Origin of the sequence: Pseudomonas sp. OST1909, assembly GCF_015277575.1 — a bacterium.
Classification (GTDB): Bacteria; Pseudomonadota; Gammaproteobacteria; order Pseudomonadales; family Pseudomonadaceae; genus Aquipseudomonas; species Aquipseudomonas synxantha_A.
In genome coordinates this window covers 755,948-776,819 of record NZ_CP063780.1, presented here as the reverse complement: position 1 = coordinate 776,819, position 20,872 = coordinate 755,948, and the positions used below count along the sequence as shown (strand labels likewise).

Sequence of the window (20,872 nt, the reverse complement as noted above, 5' to 3'; positions counted from 1 at the left end):
AATCATGGCAATCGAAACGACAGTCCCAACGAACCGCCCCACCACCCTCGCCGCTTGGATCAAGCGCCTTGACGACGTGCTGCTGCCCGTTCCCCAGGCCAACCATGAGCGCGTGTGCAAAGCCATCCGCGACAGCCGCAGTTCATTGCGAGACATTGCCGAGCTGATGCAAAACAGCCCGGCCCTGGTGCTGAGCGTGATGCGCGAGGCCAACAGCCAAGCCCATGGGAGCCTGGCCGAGCCCGCCGAAAACCTCGAAGTAGCGCTTAACCGCCTCGGCCTCAAACGTGCCGAGGAGTTGCTGGCACGCCTACCTTCGGTGCCGGCCGGAGACATTCCAGTCGCATTGCGCCAACTGCTGCTGGTCAGCCAGCACGCGTCCCAGCAAGCCAACGGCTTGTTCGGCAGTCGCCTGGCGCGGCTATGGCAGGACATCCACTGGGGCAGCCTGCTGTTTCTGTCGCCACTGTGGCCGATGGCCGTCGCCTACCCCAAGCTTTTGGAGGAATGGGAGCTCCGGGTGATTCACAAGGGCCAGTCGGCGCGCCAGGTCGAGCAGGAACTGTTCGGTGTGCGCTTACTGGACCTGTGCCGGGGCCTGACCGAAGCCTGGCACCTGCCGATCTGGGTTTCGCAGGGCTACAAGCTGCTGCTGACCGAGCAACGCCTGCTGGTCAAGGCGCTGCATATTGCCCGCGAAGACGACGCCTTGCGCCACCAGCAATTGCTCGACGCCGAACCCAACCTGCGCCGCTGGCTGAACCAACCAGCCAATACCGTGTTGCTGGCCAACGGCCTGGCGATGTCCGCCCAGGAATCCTGGACCTGCCCGCACACCGAACGCTGGCAATACCTCACCGCGCTATACCTGCAAGTGCCCTTGAGTGATGTGCAACAACAGGCGCACCAGCAGGCAGTCACGAGCGCCCGCACCACCTTGATGCCCGACCTCTGGCACCCGGCGCTGTCGCTGATCTGGCCGTGGCATGTGCAAAAAGTCCATCGCGGCTTGTTGCCCGCGCCGCCGCCCACGGCTGAAGCCCTGGCCGTATGGCGCACGCGTTGCACCGATTTGCTGGTGGAGCCGAGCCGCTTTGCCAACGCCATGCACCTGACCACCTGTGCCAAGGAAGCCCTGGTGGCCAGTGGCATGCAGCGGGTACTGATATTCATGGCAGATCGCGCCTTGAGCACCTTGCGCGTGCATCAGGCCGACGGCTTGCCCAGGGACGCCGCGCACCTGAGCCTGGATGTGGTCAACAGCACATTGCTGCAACGCCTGCTGGAAAAGTCCGCTCAGGTGCGTCTGCCCCCCGACAACCATGCGCAGTTTTCCGCCCTGCTGCCGCCTATCCTGCGCCGCCTGTTTACGGGCGAGCACTTGCTGCTGCGTTCGCTGAGCTGCAATGGCCGCGTGGTGATGCTGGTAGTGGCGGACCAAGGCGGCGGGCCGTTCTCGGAAACCACCGTGCAGGCGTTCGGCAAAACCGCCCAATGCATCGAAAAAGCCCTGCACAGCTTTACCAACCGCAGCGCCTGATGCTTGCGCTACAATCGCCGTCTTTAATCGCCAACATTTGTGCCCAGGAGACCTCACATGCCTGACTTCTCTGGCTTGCCGCTGGTGATCGAATCCAGTGACCTGCTCGCTCAACTGGATGCCGAGCACTTGATTCTGGTGGACCTCACCAGTGCCGCCCGCTACGCCGAAGGGCATATCCCCGGCGCGCATTTTGTTGACCCCAAGCGCACCCAACTTGGCCAGCCGCCGGCACCCGGCTTGCTGCCGAGCAAGGCCGACCTGGAAAAACTGTTCGGCGAACTGGGCCACACCCCGGACGCGACCTACGTGGTCTATGACGACGAAGGCGGCGGCTGGGCCGGACGTTTTATCTGGATGCTCGACGTGATCGGTCACCAGAAATATCACTACCTCGACGGTGGCCTGCTGGCATGGCTGGAGGAAAAGTACCCACTCTCCACCGAAGTGCCTGCGCCGGCAGGCGGCCCCGTCAGCCTCACGTTGCACGATGGGCCCACGGCTACCCGTGAGTATCTGCAAAGCCGTCTCGGCGCGGCCGACCTGGGCGTCTGGGATGCCCGCGGCCCGCTGGAATATTCCGGCGAAAAAGTGCTCGCCGCCAAGGGGGGCCATATTCCCGGCGCGGTGAATTTCGAATGGACCGCCGGCATGGACAAGGCGCGCAACCTGCGCATCCGCCGCGACATGCCACAGGTTCTCGAAGAGCTCGGGCTGACCCGCGATAAAGAAATCATTACCCACTGCCAGACTCACCACCGCTCTGGCTTCACCTACCTGGTGGCCAAGGCGCTCGGTTATCCACGAGTCAAAGGCTATGCCGGTTCCTGGGGCGAATGGGGCAACCACCCCGACACCCCCGTTGAGATTTAAGGTTTAAGGACAGTTATGAAAAAGCAGTTGTTTATCCTCAGCCAGTACTTGCTGCCACACCACTTGCTCTCGCGCCTGGCCGGCTGCATTGCCGAGTGCCGCGTGCGCTGGTTCAAGAACGCCTTCACCGCCTGGTTCGCCAAGCGCTACCAGGTGGACATGTCCCAGGCCCTGGTTGAAGACCTGACCGCGTACGAGCACTTCAACGCGTTCTTTACTCGAGCCCTGAAAGACGGCGCCCGCCCGCTCGACCAGACTCCCGGTGCCGTGCTGAGCCCGGCCGATGGCGCAGTCAGCCAGCTAGGCCCGATCGAACATGGCCGTGTGTTCCAGGCCAAGGGCCACAGCTTCAGCGTGCTGGAATTGCTCGGTGGCGACGCGGCGCTGGCTGCACCGTTCATGGGCGGCGATTTTGCGACTATTTACCTGTCACCCAAAGACTACCACCGGGTGCACATGCCACTGGCCGGCACCTTGCGTGAGATGGTCTACGTGCCAGGTCGAATTTTCTCGGTCAACCAGACCACCGCCGAAAACGTGCCGGAGCTGTTTGCGCGCAACGAGCGGGTTGTATGCCTGTTTGACACCGAGCGCGGCCCGATGGCCGTGGTGTTGGTGGGTGCGATGATCGTCGCGTCGATTGAGACGGTGTGGGCCGGGTTGGTAACGCCGCCCAAGCGCGAACTGAAAACCTTCCGCTACGACGAAGCCGCACGTGCGCCGATTCATTTGGAAAAAGGTGCGGAGCTGGGCCGTTTCAAGCTGGGCTCGACCGCCATCGTGCTGTTCGGGCCGGATCAGGTGAAGTGGGCTGAAGAACTGGCAGCGGGTACGCCAGTGCAAATGGGCCAGGGTATTGCCGCAGCTAAAGCCTGATATTGCTGGTGACATCCAATGTGGGAGCCGGGCTTGCCCGGCTCCCACATTTTTGACTGTATTTCTACAGTGAGATCGGCTTATAACTGACCGTCGCGGTCGCGCAAGCCCAGCAGATACAACACGCCATCGAGCCCCAGCGTTGAAATCGCCTGTTTGGCCGACTGTTTGACCAACGGCTTGGCGCGAAACGCCACACCCAATCCTGCAATCGCCAGCATCGGCAAGTCATTGGCGCCGTCGCCGACCGCAATGGTCTGCTCCAGACGCAAGCCTTCCTTGTGCGCCAACTCCTTGAGCAGGTCGGCCTTGCGCTGCGCATCCACAATCGGCTCGACCGCCACGCCGGTCACTTTGCCATCCACCACTTCCAGCTCGTTGGCGAACACGTAGTCAATGCCCAACTTGGCCTGCAACTGCTTGGCAAAGTAGGTGAAGCCGCCGGACAGAATGGCGGTCTTGTAGCCCAGGCGCTTGAGTTCGGCGAACAGGGTTTCGGCGCCTTCCGTCAGGCGCAGCGATGCGCCGATGGAGTCCAGCACGCTCACGTCCAGGCCCTTGAGCAACGCCAGGCGCTCCTTGAAGCTGGCACGGAAATCCAGCTCACCGGCCATCGCCCGCTCGGTAATCTCGCTGACTTGCTCGCCGACTCCCGCTGCCTTGGCCAGTTCGTCGATGACTTCGGCTTCGATCAGGGTGGAGTCCATGTCGAACACCGCCAAACGACGGTTGCGACGGAACAGCGAATCTTCCTGGAAGGCGATGTCGACATTCAACTCCTGGGCCACGCTCAGGAATTCGGCCCGCAGCGCTTGCGCGTCAGCCGGTTCACCGCGTACAGAAAACTCGATGCAGCCCTTGCCTTTGTCGGCCGGGGTGTCCAAGGGCATACGACCCGACAGACGGTCGATATGGTCGATATTCAACCCGTAGTGGGCCGTGATCGAGCTGACACGCTGCAATTGTTCAGCCGTTACCTTGCGAGTAAGCAACGTCACGATATGACGTTTTTTGCCCTGGCCTTCCACCCAGTGCTGGTAATCGGCTTCGGACACGGGGGTGAAACGCACCTGTTGATCCAGCTTATAGGCCGTAAACAGGATGTCCTTGAGTACCGACGAAGCCTGTTCGGTGCTGGGGATCTCCACCAGGATGCCGAACGACAAGGTGTCATGGATCACCGCCTGACCGATGTCGAGGATGTTCACACCACCCTGGGCCAGGACGCCGGTAATGGCTGCGGTGAGACCCGGTCGGTCTTCACCCGTGATGTTGATCAGGACAATTTCGCGCAAAGCGCACCCCCAGGCTGGAAAAAAACCGCATTCTACCCACTTTCAGTGACCATCGGGCACAGCCAGTGCTTTGCCGGTCATGGGCCTGTCGCTATACTGCGCGTCAACTTCACGGACCAAGAGCCGAGCGCAAGTGAACCGGCCCACGCCAGTAAAAACCGATAACTTCTTCCTGCTGATCTTCCGGGCACTGCGCCACCGCCGTGTACCGATCGCATTACGCATCGCCAGCCATAACGTGATCCTGGTCGCCTTGGCCCTGGTGATCTACGCCTGCGTGATGGGTTTGCAGTTCAAGCAGGCCATGCATGAGCAAGCCGACGCCCTGGGTGCGAGCCTGACGACCCAGACAGCCACCTCGGCGACTGAGTTGCTGGTGTCCAACGACATCCTCAGCCTCAACGTGCTGCTCAACAACCTGACCAAGAACCCGCTGGTGGCTCACGCCGCCATTTATAGCGTGGACAACCGGATCATGGCCGAAGCCGGGCAGCGCCCGAAGAACGGCTTGCTGGGTGAAGCCGAGGGCCTCTACCAGAGCAACATCACCTTTCAGGATGTGAAAGCCGGCCAACTGCGTATCAGCCTCGACATGCAGCAGTTCCAGCAGCCGATGACCATCAGCCTGCAAAGCATGGGTATCTTGAGCGCGATCCTGCTGGCTCTGGCCCTGGCCTTGAGCCTGCGTCTGGGGCGGCATATCTCCACACCGCTGATGCAACTGCGTATCTGGCTGCGGGATATCGACGAACACACCCCGGCCACTGATCGCCAGGATGAAATCGGCGACCTCGCGCGCCAGCTCCATACCAGCTTCGCTCCGGAGCCGAAAGCGCCTGAAATCGAACCGGAACCCGAATACGACGATACCGACGACTACAGCGATGAGCCTGAGTTTGAAGTACGCGACCTGCGCGACCCGGGCTTTGACGAAAGCGCTCCGGTGGCCGGCCTCAAGCCTGCACCGCGCCATGTGGTCAAGGCCGAGGAAGACGAACTCGACGAGGAAGACCCCTTCGCCGACCTGCGCGATACCTCGGCCGTGGCCCCGGCCGCTGCGACAAAACCCGTTGCGGTGGTCAGGAACACCGAGCCGCAGCACAGTGCAGTACTCGCCGTGCAACTGGGCTCCCAGGAGCAGCTGCGCCGCCTGCCTCGTGCCCGGCTGACCGAACTGCTCGAACGCTACCGCGACTGTCTCGACCAGGCCGCCTCGCTGTACCAGAGCGAGCTGCACACGTTGAACGATGGCAGCACCCTGATGCTGTTCCACAGCGAAGACAGCGGCGAAGACTACCTGACCAATGCAATCTGCTGCGGCGAATTGCTGCGCGCTCTGGGCCATGCCCTGCAGATCGAAGTGGCCGACAGCGGCATTACCCTGCAATTGCAGCTTGGCTTGACCGTGGGTGATGACCTGTTTGGCATGAGCCAGATCGACCTGCTGCTCACCGAAATCGCCCAGGATGCCCTGGCCCTGTCCCAACACAGCCGCAACCTGCTGCTGGTGGAACGCAAGATCAGTGAAGACACGCTGATCCGCCAACGCGCACGTATCCGTCCGATTGCCAGCCCTGAAGGGGCCAGTTGCGTAGAGCGGTTGATGGAACCGTACCCGTCGATGCTCGAGCGCCAGCTGGCGCGGATGCATGAGACCCGCAAGCCCTGAGGCACATACACTGTACGACCCATGTGGGAGCGGGCTTGCCCGCGATTGCGGAATATCAGTCGATCCACCGATAGCTGAACCACCGCTATCGCGGGCAAGCCCGCTCCCACATTTGGATTGTGGTGCAGCTTAAATCGCAACCCAACAAAAAGGCCCGCTTACTCAGCGGGCCTTTTGTTTGTGCGCCATTCAGATCAGAACCTGAACACTTCCAAGTCCGTACGAATCGGCGTAGCCATCGGCATCTTCGGCTTTTCCGGGGCTGCCGGTTTGGCCTGGGCTGGGGCCTGTTTACGCGGCTGCACCTCGGCAATCGGCGGCTGGTTCGCCAATGGTTTGAGCGCCACCGACAACTGCTGCGCCAAGTGCTGCAACAGCACACCCTGGGCCTGGACCTGAGAAGCGGTGGTGCCGGTATGTTCTTCCTGCAGGTGCACGATGCGGTTATCCCGTACTTGCCCGCGACGGTCGATCAGGCGCCACTGTGCATCCAGAATCGCCGGTTGCGATTTGCCGGAGTCGAGCCGCGTAATCGTCAGCAGCACCTGCACATCCGGAGTGAATCCCGATGGCCCTGGTGCCAGGACCACACGCTGGCTATCCAACTGCCCTGCAACCTGACGCAACATCAGTTGATTGATATCGGACGACAAGCTGCCCGCCCAACGACCATCAGTGGAACCTTGCAGGCTGCCGTCGTTCTGACGTTGCAGCAGGGTTTCGCGTTGCAGGTAATCGGCAACGACTACCGGACCGATCAATACCGCCATGCCAGCCGTTTGGGCTGGCTGAGCCGGGCTACCGCTGTCCAGCTGGTACAGCGACACCGGTTGGTGCGTGCTGCAACCCGCCAGCCCCAAAAGGCCAGCGAGCATCAAAAATAGAGGAAGGCGTGGAGCAGTCATCATCCCATCCAAGTGGCTGCCACAAGGCGAACCACAATGTAATACTAAAAATAACCTGAACACGCTCGGCCACGCCGGCGCTGGAAAGGCCATATCATCCGTGAATATGCGCCATGACTCCAGCGCGAAAGCGTCGATCTACGCGTTAAATCGTAGATCGAGGCCTCTAGTACAGCTTAAACCGGCGTTTCCACCAGCAAGGCGTCCACTCGCTGGAAGCCGCGAGGCAGTTTATTACCACGCCGCCCGCGTTCGCCCTTGTAGTGTTCAAGGTCGTCTGGGCGCAATGACAACGTGCGCTTGCCGGCCTGGAGCACCAGGGTAGAGCCTTCCGGGACCACGGCGATGTCGGTCACGTACTCTTCGCGACTGGCCACCCGGTCACCGGGAATCCCGATAATCTTGTTGCCCTTGCCTTTGCCCAGTTGCGGCAAATCACTGATTTTGAACACCAGCAAACGCCCTTCGGTGGTCACCGAAGCCAACCAGTTGCTTTCACGATCATCCACCGGCCTTGGCAGGATCACCTTGGCGTTGTTCGGCAGGCTCAGCAGCGCCTTGCCCGCCTTGTTCTTGGCCTGCAGGTCTTCGCCCTTGACCACGAAACCGTAACCGGCGTCGGAGGCGATGACGTACAGCGAATCATCGTCCGGCAGCAGCACGCACTCGAAATTCGCCCCAGGTGGCGGCGTGAGGCGTCCGGTCAACGGCTCGCCCTGCCCCCGTGCAGACGGCAGGGTGTGGGCCGGCACCGAATAACTGCGCCCGGTCGAGTCGATAAACACCGCGAACTGATTGGAGCGCCCGGCGGCGGCGGTCTTGAAGCCATCACCGGCTTTGTACGAAAGGCCGGTGGCGTCAATATCATGCCCTTTGGCGGAACGAACCCAACCCTTTTCCGACAAAACGACGGTAATTTTCTCGTTAGGCAACAACTCGGTTTCTGTCAGAGCCTTGGCTTCAGCACGCTCGACGATCGGCGAACGACGGTCGTCGCCATAGGTTTCGGCGTCTTTGATCAGCTCGCTGCGTACCAACTTCTTGAGCTTGGCTTCGCTGCCCAGCAGCGCTTGCAGCTTGGCTTGTTCCTTGAGCAACGCGTCTTGCTCGTCACGCAGCTTCATTTCTTCCAGGCGTGCCAATTGGCGCAAGCGCGTGTCGAGGATGTAGTCAGCCTGGATTTCGCTCAGTTCGAAACGCGCGATCAACTCGGCTTTCGGGTGCTCGGCGGTACGGATGATATGGATCACTTCATCCAGGTTGAGGTAGGCAATCAGCAAGCCGTCCAACAGGTGCAGGCGGCGCTCGACCTTGTCGAGGCGAAACTGCAGGCGGCGGCGCACGGTCTGTACGCGAAATTCCAGCCACTCCACCAGCAGGTTGCGCAGGTTCTTCAACTGCGGCTTGCCATCCAGGCCGATGATGTTGACGTTGACCCGGTAGCTCGACTCCAGGTCAGTGCTGGCGAACAGATGCTGCATCAGCACTTCATGATCGACCCGGCTGTTGGTCGGGATGATCACGATACGGCACGGGTTCTCGTGGTCGGACTCGTCACGCAGGTCGGCAACCTGGGGCAGTTTCGACGGCTTGGCCTGCATCAACGCGGCAATCTGCTCCAGCACCTTGGCACCGGACACCTGGTGCGGCAGCGCGGTGACAATAATGTCGCCGTCTTCGATATGGTACACGGCGCGCATACGCACCGAGCCCTTGCCGGTTTCGTACATCTTCAGCAAGTCGGCGCGCGGCGTGATGATTTCCGCTTCGGTCGGGTAATCCGGGCCTTGAATATGTTCACACAACTGCTCGACCGTGGCCTTGGGCTCGTCCAGCAGGCGCACGCAGGCAGTGGCGACTTCGCGCAGGTTATGCGGCGGCACGTCGGTGGCCATGCCAACGGCGATACCGGTGGTGCCATTGAGCAGGATATTCGGCAAACGTGCTGGCAATACCAGGGGTTCGTCGAGGGTGCCGTCAAAGTTCGGCCCCCAGTTCGCCGTGCCCTGGCCCAGCTCGCTGAGCAGCACTTCGGAATAACGCGACAGCCGCGCTTCGGTGTAACGCATGGCGGCGAAGGACTTGGGATCATCCGGCGCACCCCAGTTGCCCTGCCCGTCCACCAGCGTATAGCGATAGCTGAATGGCTGGGCCATCAGCACCATGGCTTCATAACACGCCGAGTCGCCGTGGGGGTGGAACTTACCGAGTACGTCACCGACGGTACGCGCCGACTTCTTGTGCTTGGAATCAGCGTCCAGGCCCAGCTCACTCATGGCGTAGATGATGCGCCGTTGCACGGGCTTGAGGCCGTCGCCGATATGCGGCAGGGCACGGTCCATGATCACGTACATGGAGTAGTTGAGGTAGGCATTTTCGGTGAAGTCAGCCAGCGACCGGCGTTCTACGCCATCTAAGCTGTCTGCGAGGATGTCACTCATGCGGGCCTCATCATTGTTGGGTAACGCGCAGCGGAACTGCCGCTGCGCCGGGTCAATTGAAAAAACTGCGGGCTCATGGCTGGGCGCTCCAGCCACCGTCGGGGGCGGCGAAACGATAGACCACGGGGCGTTTTTCACCATCGGCGCGGGGGCCGAAATTGTTGTCTATACCGATCCATGCACCGTCGGCGTCCAACAGCAGGGCTTCGGCCAGGCCGTAAGGCTGTGGATAACGCCGCTGCGGCGTCAGGGTCTCTTCAGCAAACGACCAACACAGCTCAACCTTGGCCGTGACTGTGTCGCGTCGGCAAATCTGGAACGCATTGCGCTCCAGGGTAAACAGCTTGCCATTGAACAGCGCCAGGTCGGCAAAGTCATTGGACACCGCCTTGGCGTTGGTAAACTGCGCCGGTTGCACTTCCTGCCCGGCCTCGCTCAACAACACACACCGGCCATCGCAATCCCACACGCTCTGCCCGCGCTTGATCGAGATCAGGCCGCGACGCTCACGCTCGGCGGCCAGCCAGATCTGGTTGCCTTCGGGGTTCACCGCCAGGCCCTCGAACAAGGCATTGAAGTGCAGCAACATGCCACTGGCCCGCGCCTCACGCACCATGCCCGGGGCGATTTTCAACCACTCGGGCGCGCCCGTCGCAGGTACCTGCAGCACTGCAGCATGGGCTTCGCTGACAATGTAGCGGTTACCTGCAGCATCACAGCTGATACCCTCGAAATCCAGGTCACCACCGCGAATGAACGACGCGGCCTTGGTGCGTGAACGCAGCCCCCAGGGCAAACCCGACTCGGGCACGGGCGGCACGTCAATCTTCAGAGCTTCGGCGTTCCAGGTCGGTGCGCGGGTATCCAGGCGGTAGATCTGATCATCATCGCGGTCGGAAACCGTCCACAGTTCTGCGCCACACAACGCCAGGCCCGACAGGTTACCGCCGCGCATGCCGTCCACCGGGTGCTCGGATACCAGCTGCAGCTCTGCCACACCGGCGGCAACCACGTGGGGAGTTGCCAGTGCGCTCAACATCAGCATCGCCAGGGCGAAGCCTGTGCGCATCAGCCCAGAACCTCGGCCAGGTTGCCCTTGGATTCCAGCCAGGCTTTGCGATCCGGCGCACGCTTCTTCGCCAGCAGCATGTCCATCATTTCCGAGGTGCCGGCGAAGTCTTCCAGGGTCAGTTGCACCAGGCGCCGGGTATTGGGGTCCATGGTGGTTTCGCGCAACTGCGGCGGGTTCATTTCACCCAGGCCCTTGAATCGCGTGACCTGTGGCTTGCCGCGTTTTTTCTCGGCCACCAGCCGATCGAGGATGCCATCGCGCTCGGCTTCGTCCAGGGCGTAGAAAATCTCCTTGCCCAAATCGATGCGGTACAGCGGCGGCATGGCGACGTAGACGTGACCGGCATCCACCAATGGGCGGAAATGCTGCACGAACAAGGCGCACAGCAACGTAGCAATGTGCAGGCCGTCGGAGTCGGCGTCGGCGAGGATGCAGATCTTGCCGTAGCGCAGCTGGCTCATGTCCGCCGCGCCAGGGTCGACACCGATAGCGACAGCGATATTGTGCACTTCCTGGCTGGCGAGCACTTCGCTGCCGTCGACTTCCCAGGTGTTGAGGATCTTGCCGCGCAACGGCAGGATCGCCTGGAACTCTTTGTCCCGCGCTTGTTTGGCGGAACCGCCGGCAGAGTCACCTTCCACCAGGAACAGCTCGGAACGCATCGGGTCCTGCCCGGCGCAGTCGGCCAGTTTGCCGGGCAATGCCGGGCCCTGGGTGATGCGCTTGCGCTCGACTTTCTTGCTGGCCTTCAGGCGACGACCGGCGTTGTTGATCGCCAGCTCCGCCAGGGCCAGGCCCAGTTCCGGGTGCTCGTTGAGCCACAGGCTGAAGGCATCCTTGACCACACCGGAGACAAATGCCGCCGCCTCACGGGACGACAGGCGCTCCTTGGTCTGGCCGGAGAATTGCGGCTCCTGCATCTTCATCGACAGCACGAACGCGATGCGCTCCCACACGTCTTCCGGCGCCAGCTTCACGCCGCGCGGCAACAGGCTGCGGTATTCGCAGAATTCGCGCATGGCATCCAGCAAGCCCTGGCGCAAACCGTTGACGTGGGTGCCGCCCTGGGCGGTGGGGATCAGGTTGACGTAGCTTTCCTGCACACTGTCGCCACCTTCGGGCAACCACAGCAACGCCCAGTCGACGGCTTCCTTATTACCGGCCAGGCTGCCGCAGAACGGCTCGTTGGGCAGGCGTTCGAAGTCGCTGACGGAGTCTTCCAGGTAGGAGCGCAGGCCATCTTCGTAATGCCATTCGACCTTCTCGCCGGTGCCTTTGTCTTCAAAGCTGACCAGCAGGCCGGGGCACAATACGGCCTTGGCCTTGAGCACATGCTTGAGGCGGCTGATGGAGAATTTCGGCGAATCGAAGTATTTCGGGTCCGGGGCGAAGTACACGCTGGTGCCGGTGTTGCGCTTGCCAACGGTGCCAACCACTTCCAGGTCGGTGGCTTTATAGCCATCGGCGAAGGTCATCTGGTACTCGTTGCCGTCGCGCTTGACCTTGACCCGCACTTGCGTCGACAGGGCGTTGACCACCGAAATACCCACGCCGTGCAAACCACCGGAGAACTGGTAGTTCTTGTTGGAGAACTTGCCGCCGGCGTGCAGTTTGGTGAGGATCAGCTCGACGCCCGACACGCCCTCTTCCGGGTGAATGTCCACCGGCATGCCGCGACCATCGTCGGACACTTCAAGGGAGTGATCGGCATGGAGGATGACTTGTACCGACTTCGCGTGCCCGGCCAAGGCTTCGTCGACGCTGTTGTCGATGACTTCCTGGGCAAGGTGGTTCGGCCGGCTGGTGTCGGTGTACATGCCGGGGCGTTTGCGCACCGGGTCGAGGCCCGAGAGGACTTCGATGGCGTCGGCGTTATAAGAGCTAGCGCTGGGAGTGGCCATGGGGTCTCGTCGTGAGTCGTTCGATTAAAAAGTGACCTGCGATTTTTTACAGTGACGAAAAATCGAAGGATTGATACTGATCTGCGCCAATGCCGGCAAAACTCAACAAGGCCGGCAATTGCTCGGCGAACCCTTGGTAACCATGGTCGCCACCGGCCTGGATGCGCAAGGCACAGGCTCGGTAATACGCTTGGGCGAGGCGATAATCCAGGGTTTCGTCCCCGGTCTGCAACCACACCTGATACCGCCCTGCATCCTGCGGCGCCGGTACTTCCAGCTCGGCCAGCGCTGCGACGTGATCATGGGTCAACTCCCAGGTCTCATCGGTGTAGAGGTTCTTCTGGGTACCCAGGTAACCGTCGAACATCCGATGGGGGCTGACCGCCGGATTGACCAGCAGCGCCTTCAGGCCATGGCGTTCGGCAAGATGGGTTGCATAGTAGCCGCCGAGTGAGCTGCCGACCAGCAGCGGCCGCCCCAGTTGGTCAATGGCCTGCTCCAATTGCAGAATCGCCTGACGCGGGTGGTGATGCAGGGCCGGCACACGCAAACGGTCGGACAGGCCAAGCTTGCCCATTACGGTGATCAACTGGCTGGCCTTGTTGGAGGCTGGCGCACTGTTGAAGCCGTGGATATACAGGATCGAAGCGGACATGCCGGGCTCTCCGTGCTTGGGCCAAAGAGGCGCAGTTTACAGGGATCGGAGTGAGGTGTGAGCACCCGATCTTCCAGACACCGCAGAACCCATGTGGGAGGGGGCTTGCAGCTCTTAATAGCCGTTGCTGCCGTAGTCGACGGTAAACGCGAAGTCCCGAAGCCGCTCTACCCCCGTCTCCAACCGCCCGTCGGCATGCAAGCGCAGCCAGCGATACCCCGGCGCTTGCTCGCTGACCTGGAAGTCCTCACTGCCCGGTGCAAACTGGATGCAGGTGGACGGTGAGGCCAGCAGCCGCACGCCGTTGCGCTCGCGGTCAATTTCCTGATGCACGTGCCCCCAAAGCAGCGCCTTGACCTGCGGGAAGCGCTCCAGCACGGCAAACAGCGCTTCGGGATTACGCAGGCCGATAGGCTCCATCCACGCACAACCGATGGACACTGGATGATGGTGCAGGCACACCAGATGATGACGGTTCGGCGCTTCGCTCAAGGCCTGGGCGAGCAGCTGCAGTTGCTGGTCCTGCAAGTAGCCCGGCACTGAGCCGGGTACGGCGGAGTCCAATAGGGTAATGCGCCAGTTACCGATATCCACCACCGGCTCGAGCAAATCACTGTGCACGGCCGCCTGGGCCATGACCTGCGGCTCGTCGTGATTGCCCGGGATCCAGCGCGCCGGGGCGCCAATCGGCCGGGTCATGTCGCGAAACTGCTGGTATGACTCAAGCGTGCCGTCCTGGGACAGGTCACCGGTGGCCAGCACCAGATCGATCCGCGGCTGTTGCTCGCGCACCAGTTCGATCACCCGCTGCAAGCTGGCACGGGTATTCATGCCCAGCAGGGCAGTGTCCGCCTCGGCGAACAAATGGCTGTCGGACAGCTGCACCAACAACGCGCTGGCGTCGGGGTTCACGTTGGATACGCTCGGCAAGGCGCTCTCCCAAGGCAATCACTGGAATGGATAGGTGGCACGATTATGCTAGGGCAGGACACAAAGAGGAAAGCTGGGTAAGCAGACGCAGTTCACATCTATCGCACCACTTCAAACTCATGACCCAAGGCCAGGCAATGGCTCAACCACTCCCCGAGGAACACATTGAGCTGTGCTTTCTCATCGGGTTGGTGCATGAACACATTCGGGTAAGGATAGATGCTGCGAAAGCGTCGCGCATGTTCGGCGCTGATCACTTCGGCCATACGCGCGTCGTGGTACACCTGCACTTCAAGTTGCGGCACCGGCAGCCAGGGCAGGCTGTGTTCCTGGCGTACGCGCAGGGTGGTGGTGTACGGGCAATTGACGATAACTTCCAGGGTCAGCACACCAAGCATCTGGTCGCCATGGGTCACGGCGATACGCCGCGCCTCAGGAGTGTGGCGCATGTCGGGAAGCAGGCGCATCAGCCGCGCATAATTGGCCTCGCAGGCGGCTTGCAGCCCGATCAGGTCAACTCGATAACGTTCCCGTGCCTTTACTGCCATAGCCCCCTCACTTCCGCGCGGTTAAGCGCAAGCCATTGCAGGGCGATGATGCTGGCTGCATTGGAAATTTTGCCGTCGCGCACCGCTTGCAGAGCGTCTTCGAATGCCCAGACGGTGACGCGGATATCTTCTGCCTCTTCTTCCAATCCATGGATGCCGCCAGCGCCCGCGCTGTCGCAACGGCCCAGGTACAAGTGGACAAATTCGGTACTGCCGCCGGGCGACGGGAAGTACTTGGTGATCGGCCACAGCGCGGAGAACGTCAACCCAGCTTCCTCCTCGGCCTCGCGGTGTGCAACCTCCTCCGGTTGCTCATCCTTGTCAATCAGGCCGGCGACCATCTCCACCAACCACGGGTTGTCGGCGCGGCCCATGGCGCCGACGCGAAACTGTTCGATCAGCACCACCTCGTCACGTTGCGGGTCGTAGGGCAGCACGCACACGGCGTCATGGCGAACGAAGACTTCGCGGCTGATCACGCGGCTCATGCCACCGTCGAATTTCTCGTGGCGCAGTTGCACGCGATCGAGCTTGTAGAAGCCCTGGTAGCTATTGTCGCGCTGAACGATCTCGATCTTGTTCGGCGTGGACTTCGCGGTGTCCGTCATGTGTTTCCTCTCTTTGACACGGAGTGTGCTTGTGCAATTGGCGCCATCCTAACGCGCCGTTGCCCGGTGATGCAGCCCCTTTCCGGTTGCCGGGACCGACGGCGGACGTCAAACTCTCCCCCCATCAGTCTAGTGGCGAACTGACTGCCTTGTTGGCAGTCCAAGCGCTACTCTTTTCGCTTTCCATCGATTTACGAAGGACACACATGTCGCTTTTAAAAATCGCCTCCATGGCCTGTATTGCCTTGACCCTGGGTGCTTGCCAGAGCCTGTTCCAACCCGGCCAGCTCAAGCCGCTGGACGTCACGACCGACAAGTCGGAACAGATCAAGCCTGGCTGTGATAGCCCGGACTGCCCACTGGTGAACATCGATACCGTGCACTTCCCCGCTGACCCGCAACTCGACAGCCTGGTGGAACAGCGCCTGCTGCAGATGACCCGCACTACGCCCGGCGCCAGTGTGCCTGCGACGCTCAATGCCTATCGAGACAAGTTCCTGCGCGAATCCGCGGACCGCCACAGCATGTATCTGCAAGCCAAGGTACGTGAGCAACATGACGCCCTGGTGATCGTTGAAGTGTCCAGCTACCTCGACACCGGCGTCGCTCATGGTGAGCCGGGCCGTGGTTTCATCAACTATTCGCGCCTGCTGCACAAGGAGTTGAGCCTGGCTGACATGTTGCTGCCGGGCCAGGAGCAGGCATTCTGGAACACTGCGAAAGTTGCGCATAACAGTTGGTTGATCAACACCAAGATGGACCGCGATCCGGAGTTCCTGAAGAACTGGCCGTTCCAGAAAACCCCGAACGTGGCCTTGACCAGTGGTGGCGTAGTACTCAAGTACAACGTTGCCACCATCGCCCCTTACGCACAGGGGCTGATCGAAATTACCATCCCCTATACGCGCCTCACGGGTGTGATCAAGCCTGAACTGATGCCTGCTCGCCACTAACGGCCCGGCCCAGAATCGCCTGCAACAGCCCTGCCAGCAGCAATGCCGGCAGGGTCGCACCGACCACGCCGAACAGCGGCGCAAACACTGAGCCGATCAGCAGCAGGAAGTTCTGGTACTGCGCCAAGGGTGCAAAACAGGCAATCAAGGTACAGACCAGGCCAATGGCCAACGCCAGGTGCTCGATCTTCATACGCAACAGCATCCCACTGGACACCGCCGCCGAGTGAATATCGGCAAAGGCGTTTTCCGACTCATCGAGCAGAATCAACAGCAGCGGAATGCCGAGCCCGGCGCCCGCCAGTGCCAGCAGCCAAATCCCCCATTTGCGCAGGATTTGCCGTACAAACGTCAGCGGGCCACTGACCGCCAGCAAGGTCGCCAGACCACCGAAGAACAGCGTCCACAGCACGGGACTCGCCAGCAGGCTGCCCTCGCTGAACGCTCGTGTGCCGAGCAGGCTGGCGGCATCAGACGCGTTTGTCAGTAGGCTCCGCGATGTCCGGGGAATAGGTGCTGGGTTGATTGCTCAAGGGTGTGATCTCTAAGGGGCACTTGTTGTTTGGGAGATCGCTATCGCGGGCAAGCCCGCTCCCACAGGGGACCGGCTGTGGACACAAAAACTGTGTACAACTCGATCAACTGTGGGAGCCGGGCTTGCCCGCGATGACGGCCGTGCAGGCACCGCCGACTCGGGATCAGACCTTCTGGTACAGCTGACTGCCTTCGCGCTTGAACCGCTCCGCCTGCTCGGCCAACCCCTTGGCCACGTCCACATCCACCGCTTCAATACGCTGGTTGGCCGCATACTCACGCACTTCGTGAGTCACCTTCATCGAACAGAATTTCGGCCCGCACATGGAGCAGAAATGCGCCACCTTGGCCGACTCCTTCGGCAGCGTTTCGTCGTGAAACGCCCGTGCGGTGTCCGGGTCCAGGCCGAGATTGAACTGGTCTTCCCAACGGAATTCGAAGCGCGCCTTGCTCAAGGCGTTATCGCGAATCTGCGCACCCGGATGGCCCTTGGCAAGGTCTGCGGCGTGTGCGGCGATCTTGTAGGTGATGATCCCGGTCTTCACATCATCCTTGTTCGGCAAACCCAGGTGTTCCTTGGGCGTGACGTAGCAGAGCATGGCGCATCCGAACCAGCCGATCATCGCCGCGCCAATACCTGAAGTGATGTGATCGTAGCCCGGCGCGATGTCGGTGGTCAGCGGGCCGAGGGTGTAGAACGGCGCCTCGTCGCAGCACTCCAGTTGCTTGTCCATGTTCTCCTTGATCAACTGCATCGGCACATGGCCGGGGCCTTCGATCATGGTTTGCACGTCGTGCTTCCAGGCGATCTTGGTCAACTCGCCCAGGGTTTCCAGCTCGCCGAATTGCGCAGCGTCGTTGGCATCGGCCACCGAACCCGGGCGCAGGCCGTCCCCCAGGGAGAAGCTGACGTCATAGGCCTTCATGATTTCGCAGATTTCTTCGAAATGCGTGTAGGCGAAGTTTTCCTTGTGGTGGGCCAGGCACCACTTGGCCATGATCGCGCCGCCACGGCTGACAATGCCGGTCACGCGGTTGGCAGTCAGCGGTACGTAACGCAGCAACACGCCGGCGTGGATGGTGAAATAGTCCACACCCTGCTCGGCTTGCTCGATCAGGGTGTCGCGGAACAACTCCCAGGTCAGGTCTTCGGCCACGCCGTCGACTTTTTCCAGGGCCTGGTAGATCGGCACGGTGCCAATTGGTACGGGCGAGTTACGGATGATCCATTCGCGGGTTTCGTGAATATGTTTGCCGGTGGACAAGTCCATGATGTTGTCCGAACCCCAGCGGATACCCCAGGTCATTTTCGCCACTTCTTCTTCAATGGACGAACCCAAGGCGCTGTTGCCGATATTGCCGTTGATCTTCACCAGGAAGTTACGGCCGATGATCATCGGTTCCAGCTCGGTATGGTTGATGTTGGCCGGGATAATTGCGCGGCCGCGGGCGATTTCTTCGCGCACGAATTCAGGCGTGATGATTTTCGGAATGCTGGCACCAAAGCTGTGCCCGGCATGTTGTTGCTTGAGCAGGCCGGCTGCACGGGCTTCTTCGAGCTTCATGTTTTCGCGGATGGCCACGTATTCCATCTCGGGCGTAATGATGCCTTTTCGTGCGTAGTGCATCTGGCTGACGTTGGCCCCGGCCTTCGCCCGACGCGGGTTTTGCAGGTGGGCAAAGCGCAGGTAGGCCAGGTCCGGGTTATCCAGGCGTTCCTGGCCGTATTTGGAACTCAGGCAGGACAACCGCTCGGTATCGCCACGCTCTTCGATCCACGGCGAGCGCACATCAGCCAGGCCTTTGCGCACATCGATGATGACGTTGGGGTCGGTATAGGGGCCGGAGGTGTCGTAGACCACCACAGGGGCGTTGATTTCGCCGCCAAACTCGGTGGGGGTCACATCCAGGCTGATTTCCCGCATCGGTACGCGGATGTCGGGGCGCGAGCCCTGCACGTAGATTTTCTGCGAGCGGGTAAACGGCTGCACGGAGCCGGAGTCGACCTTGGCCGATTCACTCAGGTGCACAGTATTTTTTGGTTTTGTACTTTTTATCTCAGTGCTCATCACGGGCTCTCCAACTGATCCAGGCGGTGGATTTTTGTCGGAGCGAACCTGTGACGGATGGACGCACTGGAACCAGTGCTGTGCTTGGCGCACGAGGGCTGTTCGATTGTCGAACAACATCCCGGACGAAGCACAAGAGGACTCGCCGGGTGACGAGAAATCTTGTTCCCTACGCAGGCGCTAACCTGATCAGGTTCAACGGGATCCGGTATTTACCGATCTCAGCCTTCCAACAAGGCACCCCGACAAGAACGCGGCCAGTCTAGACCATGGCGTGGGCAAATTGCCAATAGCGGTGCATTCAGCGTGATGAATGGCGTGATCGTGGGATTGTTGTGCGCAGGTCCGGCAACTACACTCGGGCACTGCTTCAAGGCTTGACGCCAGGAATGGCCAGCCTTAGCCTTGAGCGCTAAATTATTGCCGTAATATTTAAATTAGGGATCGCCTCATGCTGCGCAAACTTTCACTGGCTCTTGCCGTGTCTTGTGCGACCAACGGACTGGTCTGGGCAGCTGAAGCGCCCTTGTCCACCAACACCGATCTGGTCAGCGTCTATCAGGAAGCGGCGAGCAACAACGCCGACCTGGCCGCTGCCCGCGCTCAATATGGCGCGCAAAAAGAGGTGGTGCCCCAGGCGCGCGCAGGCCTGCTGCCGAACCTGTCGGCCGGGGCCGACAGTAACAATGTGCGCACCCAGATCGACCAGCCCGCCGCCACGGCCAACCGTGACGCCCACTCCTGGCGCGCTACCCTGAGCCAGCCGCTGTTCCGCGCCGATCGCTGGTTCCAGCTGCAAGCTGCCGAAGCCGTCAACGAGCAAGCCTCGCTGCAACTGTCGGCCAGTGAGCAGAACCTGATTTTGCAGAGTGCCGAGAGCTACTTCGCCGTGCTGCGCGCCCAGGACAACCTGGCGTCGACCAAGGCCGAAGAAAATGCCTTCAAGCGTCAGCTCGACCAGTCCAATGAGCGCTTCGATGTGGGCCTGTCGGACAAGACCGACGTGCTGCAATCCCAGGCCAGCTACGACACCGCCCGAGCCAACCGCATCGTGGCCCAGCGCCAGGTAGACGACGCTTTCGAAGCGCTGATTACCCTGACCAACCGCCAATACAACTCGATCCAGGGCATCGTCCATACCCTGCCGGTGCTGCCGCCGGCGCCGAACGACGCCAAGGCCTGGGTCGAAACCGCCGGGCGTCAGAACCTCAATCTGCTAGCCAGCAATTACGCCGTGACCGCCGCCGAAGAAACCCTCAGGCAGCGCAAGGCCGGCCACCTGCCGACACTCGATGCGGTCGCGCAATACGAAAAAGGCGACAACGACGCCCTGGGGTTCAGCAACCCGAATCAGTTGCCTATCCCGTACGGCGGCGATGTGTCGCAACGCACCATCGGCCTGCGTTTGAACATCCCGATCTACAGCGGCGGCCTCACCAGTTCGCAAGTGCGCGAATCCTATTCACGCCTCGACCAATCCGAGCAACAGCGCGAGGGCCTGCGCCGCCAGGTGGTGGAAAACACCCGCAACCTGCACCGTGCAGTGAACACCGACGTGGAGCAGGTGCAGGCACGCCGCCAGTCGATCATTTCCAACCAGAGCGCGGTAGAAGCCACGGAAATCGGTTATCAGGTGGGCACGCGCAACATCGTCGATGTGCTGGACTCACAGCGCCAGTTGTATGCGTCGGTGCGTAACTACAACAACAGCCGCTACGACTACATCCTCGACAACCTGCGCTTGAAACAGGCGGCGGGCACTCTGAACCCAGGGGACCTGCAAGACCTGGCGCGCTATCTCAAGGCCGACTACAACCCGGACAAGGACTTCCTGCCGCCGGACCTGGCCAAGGCCGCTGCCGAACAGCTCAAGGCCCGCCCGGGCTATTAAGCTCACCGCATAACCAATGTGGGAGGGGGCTTGCTCCCGATAGCGCTGTGTCAGTCGCCCAATAGGTTGGCTGACCCACTGCCATCGGGAGCAAGCCCCCTCCCACATTTGA

The 20,872-nt window shown here is 61.2% G+C and carries 16 protein-coding genes, 1 pseudogene and 1 riboswitch; of the genes and pseudogenes, 6 read left to right on the top strand and 11 right to left on the bottom strand.

Annotated elements, in window-relative coordinates:
- Positions 1–4: 4 nt before the first annotated feature.
- From IH404_RS03385 to asd, 3 genes are read left to right on the top strand one after another with little or no spacing between them, the layout of a single operon-like run.
- Positions 5–1,540, top strand: a complete 1,536-nt coding sequence (locus IH404_RS03385; protein ID WP_194439951.1) for an HDOD domain-containing protein — start codon at positions 5–7, stop codon at positions 1,538–1,540.
- A 57-nt stretch (positions 1,541–1,597) separates the two neighbouring features.
- Positions 1,598–2,413 (top strand): thiosulfate sulfurtransferase, encoded by an 816-nt coding sequence (rhdA, locus tag IH404_RS03380; RefSeq protein ID WP_005784204.1) that lies wholly within the window; start codon positions 1,598–1,600, stop codon positions 2,411–2,413.
- Positions 2,414–2,428: 15 nt separating this feature from the next.
- Positions 2,429–3,289, top strand: a complete 861-nt coding sequence (gene asd, locus IH404_RS03375) for an archaetidylserine decarboxylase (RefSeq protein WP_005784202.1) — start codon at positions 2,429–2,431, stop codon at positions 3,287–3,289.
- Between the two features lie 80 nt (positions 3,290–3,369).
- Here asd and serB read toward each other — a convergent pair whose 3' ends face one another.
- Entirely contained in the window at positions 3,370–4,584 is a 1,215-nt protein-coding gene (serB, locus tag IH404_RS03370; RefSeq protein ID WP_057702577.1) for a phosphoserine phosphatase SerB, read from the bottom strand.
- A 133-nt stretch (positions 4,585–4,717) separates the two neighbouring features.
- On the opposite strand from serB, the gene IH404_RS03365 reads away from it, so the two are divergent.
- Positions 4,718–6,253, top strand: coding sequence for a HAMP domain-containing protein (locus tag IH404_RS03365; protein WP_005784198.1), 1,536 nt, complete (start codon positions 4,718–4,720; stop codon positions 6,251–6,253).
- 194 nt (positions 6,254–6,447) lie between these two features.
- On the opposite strand, the gene IH404_RS03360 is transcribed toward IH404_RS03365, so the two are convergent.
- The 8 genes from IH404_RS03360 to IH404_RS03325 form a co-directional block, all read right to left on the bottom strand.
- Positions 6,448–7,161: a PqiC family protein gene (locus tag IH404_RS03360; RefSeq protein ID WP_194439950.1), complete on the bottom strand. Its 714-nt coding sequence runs from the start codon at positions 7,159–7,161 to the stop codon at positions 6,448–6,450.
- Positions 7,162–7,334: 173 nt separating this feature from the next.
- Positions 7,335–9,599 carry a DNA topoisomerase IV subunit A gene (gene parC, locus IH404_RS03355; RefSeq protein ID WP_032878231.1) on the bottom strand — a complete coding sequence of 755 codons (2,265 nt, stop codon included), beginning with the start codon at positions 9,597–9,599 and terminating at the stop codon, positions 7,335–7,337.
- A 73-nt stretch (positions 9,600–9,672) separates the two neighbouring features.
- A complete protein-coding gene (locus IH404_RS03350; RefSeq protein ID WP_194439949.1) occupies positions 9,673–10,668 on the bottom strand; it encodes an esterase-like activity of phytase family protein in 996 nt (331 codons plus the stop codon).
- The gene (parE, locus tag IH404_RS03345; protein WP_005784190.1) at positions 10,668–12,572 is read right to left on the bottom strand and encodes a DNA topoisomerase IV subunit B; all 1,905 of its coding nucleotides are present in this window, start codon (positions 12,570–12,572) and stop codon (positions 10,668–10,670) included. Before parE ends, IH404_RS03350 begins: the two co-directional genes overlap by 1 nt.
- A 46-nt stretch (positions 12,573–12,618) precedes the next feature.
- Positions 12,619–13,227, bottom strand: coding sequence for a YqiA/YcfP family alpha/beta fold hydrolase (locus IH404_RS03340; RefSeq protein ID WP_078820136.1), 609 nt, complete (start codon positions 13,225–13,227; stop codon positions 12,619–12,621).
- A gap of 114 nt (positions 13,228–13,341) precedes the next feature.
- The gene (cpdA, locus tag IH404_RS03335; protein WP_194439948.1) at positions 13,342–14,157 is read right to left on the bottom strand and encodes a 3',5'-cyclic-AMP phosphodiesterase; all 816 of its coding nucleotides are present in this window, start codon (positions 14,155–14,157) and stop codon (positions 13,342–13,344) included.
- Positions 14,158–14,255: 98 nt separating this feature from the next.
- Positions 14,256–14,705, bottom strand: coding sequence for a DUF1249 domain-containing protein (locus IH404_RS03330; protein WP_003209507.1), 450 nt, complete (start codon positions 14,703–14,705; stop codon positions 14,256–14,258).
- Complete coding sequence (locus tag IH404_RS03325) at positions 14,696–15,313, bottom strand: NUDIX domain-containing protein (RefSeq protein WP_005784181.1); 618 nt, start codon at positions 15,311–15,313, stop codon at positions 14,696–14,698. Before IH404_RS03325 ends, IH404_RS03330 begins: the two co-directional genes overlap by 10 nt.
- A 206-nt stretch (positions 15,314–15,519) precedes the next feature.
- Here IH404_RS03325 and IH404_RS03320 point away from each other — a divergent pair, with 206 nt between their 5' ends.
- Complete coding sequence (locus IH404_RS03320; protein WP_005784179.1) at positions 15,520–16,266, top strand: RsiV family protein; 747 nt, start codon at positions 15,520–15,522, stop codon at positions 16,264–16,266.
- Here IH404_RS03320 and IH404_RS03315 read toward each other — a convergent pair.
- A pseudogene (locus IH404_RS03315) lies at positions 16,235–16,738 on the bottom strand (hypothetical protein); the annotation flags it as partial. The gene IH404_RS03320 and the pseudogene IH404_RS03315 sit on opposite strands and share 32 nt — an antisense overlap.
- Positions 16,739–16,964: 226 nt before the next feature.
- Positions 16,965–18,869, bottom strand: a complete 1,905-nt coding sequence (gene thiC / locus IH404_RS03310) for a phosphomethylpyrimidine synthase ThiC (RefSeq protein ID WP_005784175.1) — start codon at positions 18,867–18,869, stop codon at positions 16,965–16,967.
- A 149-nt stretch (positions 18,870–19,018) separates the two neighbouring features.
- Positions 19,019–19,124: riboswitch (TPP riboswitch) on the bottom strand.
- A gap of 196 nt (positions 19,125–19,320) precedes the next feature.
- Here thiC and IH404_RS03305 point away from each other — a divergent pair.
- Positions 19,321–20,760, top strand: a complete 1,440-nt coding sequence (locus tag IH404_RS03305; RefSeq protein ID WP_005784173.1) for a TolC family outer membrane protein — start codon at positions 19,321–19,323, stop codon at positions 20,758–20,760.
- Positions 20,761–20,872 lie beyond the last annotated feature (112 nt).

Excerpts from the sequence above, each read along its gene's own strand:
- IH404_RS03385 (WP_194439951.1), top strand. The coding sequence starts at position 5 with ATGGCAATCGAAACGACAGTCCCAACGAACCGCCCCACCACCCTCGCC.
- rhdA (WP_005784204.1), top strand. The coding sequence starts at position 1,598 with ATGCCTGACTTCTCTGGCTTGCCGCTGGTGATCGAATCCAGTGACCTG.
- asd (WP_005784202.1), top strand. The coding sequence starts at position 2,429 with ATGAAAAAGCAGTTGTTTATCCTCAGCCAGTACTTGCTGCCACACCAC.
- IH404_RS03360 (WP_194439950.1), bottom strand. The coding sequence starts at position 7,161 with ATGATGACTGCTCCACGCCTTCCTCTATTTTTGATGCTCGCTGGCCTT.
- parC (WP_032878231.1), bottom strand. The coding sequence starts at position 9,599 with ATGAGTGACATCCTCGCAGACAGCTTAGATGGCGTAGAACGCCGGTCG.
- IH404_RS03350 (WP_194439949.1), bottom strand. The coding sequence starts at position 10,668 with ATGCGCACAGGCTTCGCCCTGGCGATGCTGATGTTGAGCGCACTGGCA.
- parE (WP_005784190.1), bottom strand. The coding sequence starts at position 12,572 with ATGGCCACTCCCAGCGCTAGCTCTTATAACGCCGACGCCATCGAAGTC.
- IH404_RS03340 (WP_078820136.1), bottom strand. The coding sequence starts at position 13,227 with ATGTCCGCTTCGATCCTGTATATCCACGGCTTCAACAGTGCGCCAGCC.
- IH404_RS03330 (WP_003209507.1), bottom strand. The coding sequence starts at position 14,705 with ATGGCAGTAAAGGCACGGGAACGTTATCGAGTTGACCTGATCGGGCTG.
- IH404_RS03325 (WP_005784181.1), bottom strand. The coding sequence starts at position 15,313 with ATGACGGACACCGCGAAGTCCACGCCGAACAAGATCGAGATCGTTCAG.
- IH404_RS03320 (WP_005784179.1), top strand. The coding sequence starts at position 15,520 with ATGTCGCTTTTAAAAATCGCCTCCATGGCCTGTATTGCCTTGACCCTG.
- thiC (WP_005784175.1), bottom strand. The coding sequence starts at position 18,869 with ATGAGCACTGAGATAAAAAGTACAAAACCAAAAAATACTGTGCACCTG.
- IH404_RS03305 (WP_005784173.1), top strand. The coding sequence starts at position 19,321 with ATGCTGCGCAAACTTTCACTGGCTCTTGCCGTGTCTTGTGCGACCAAC.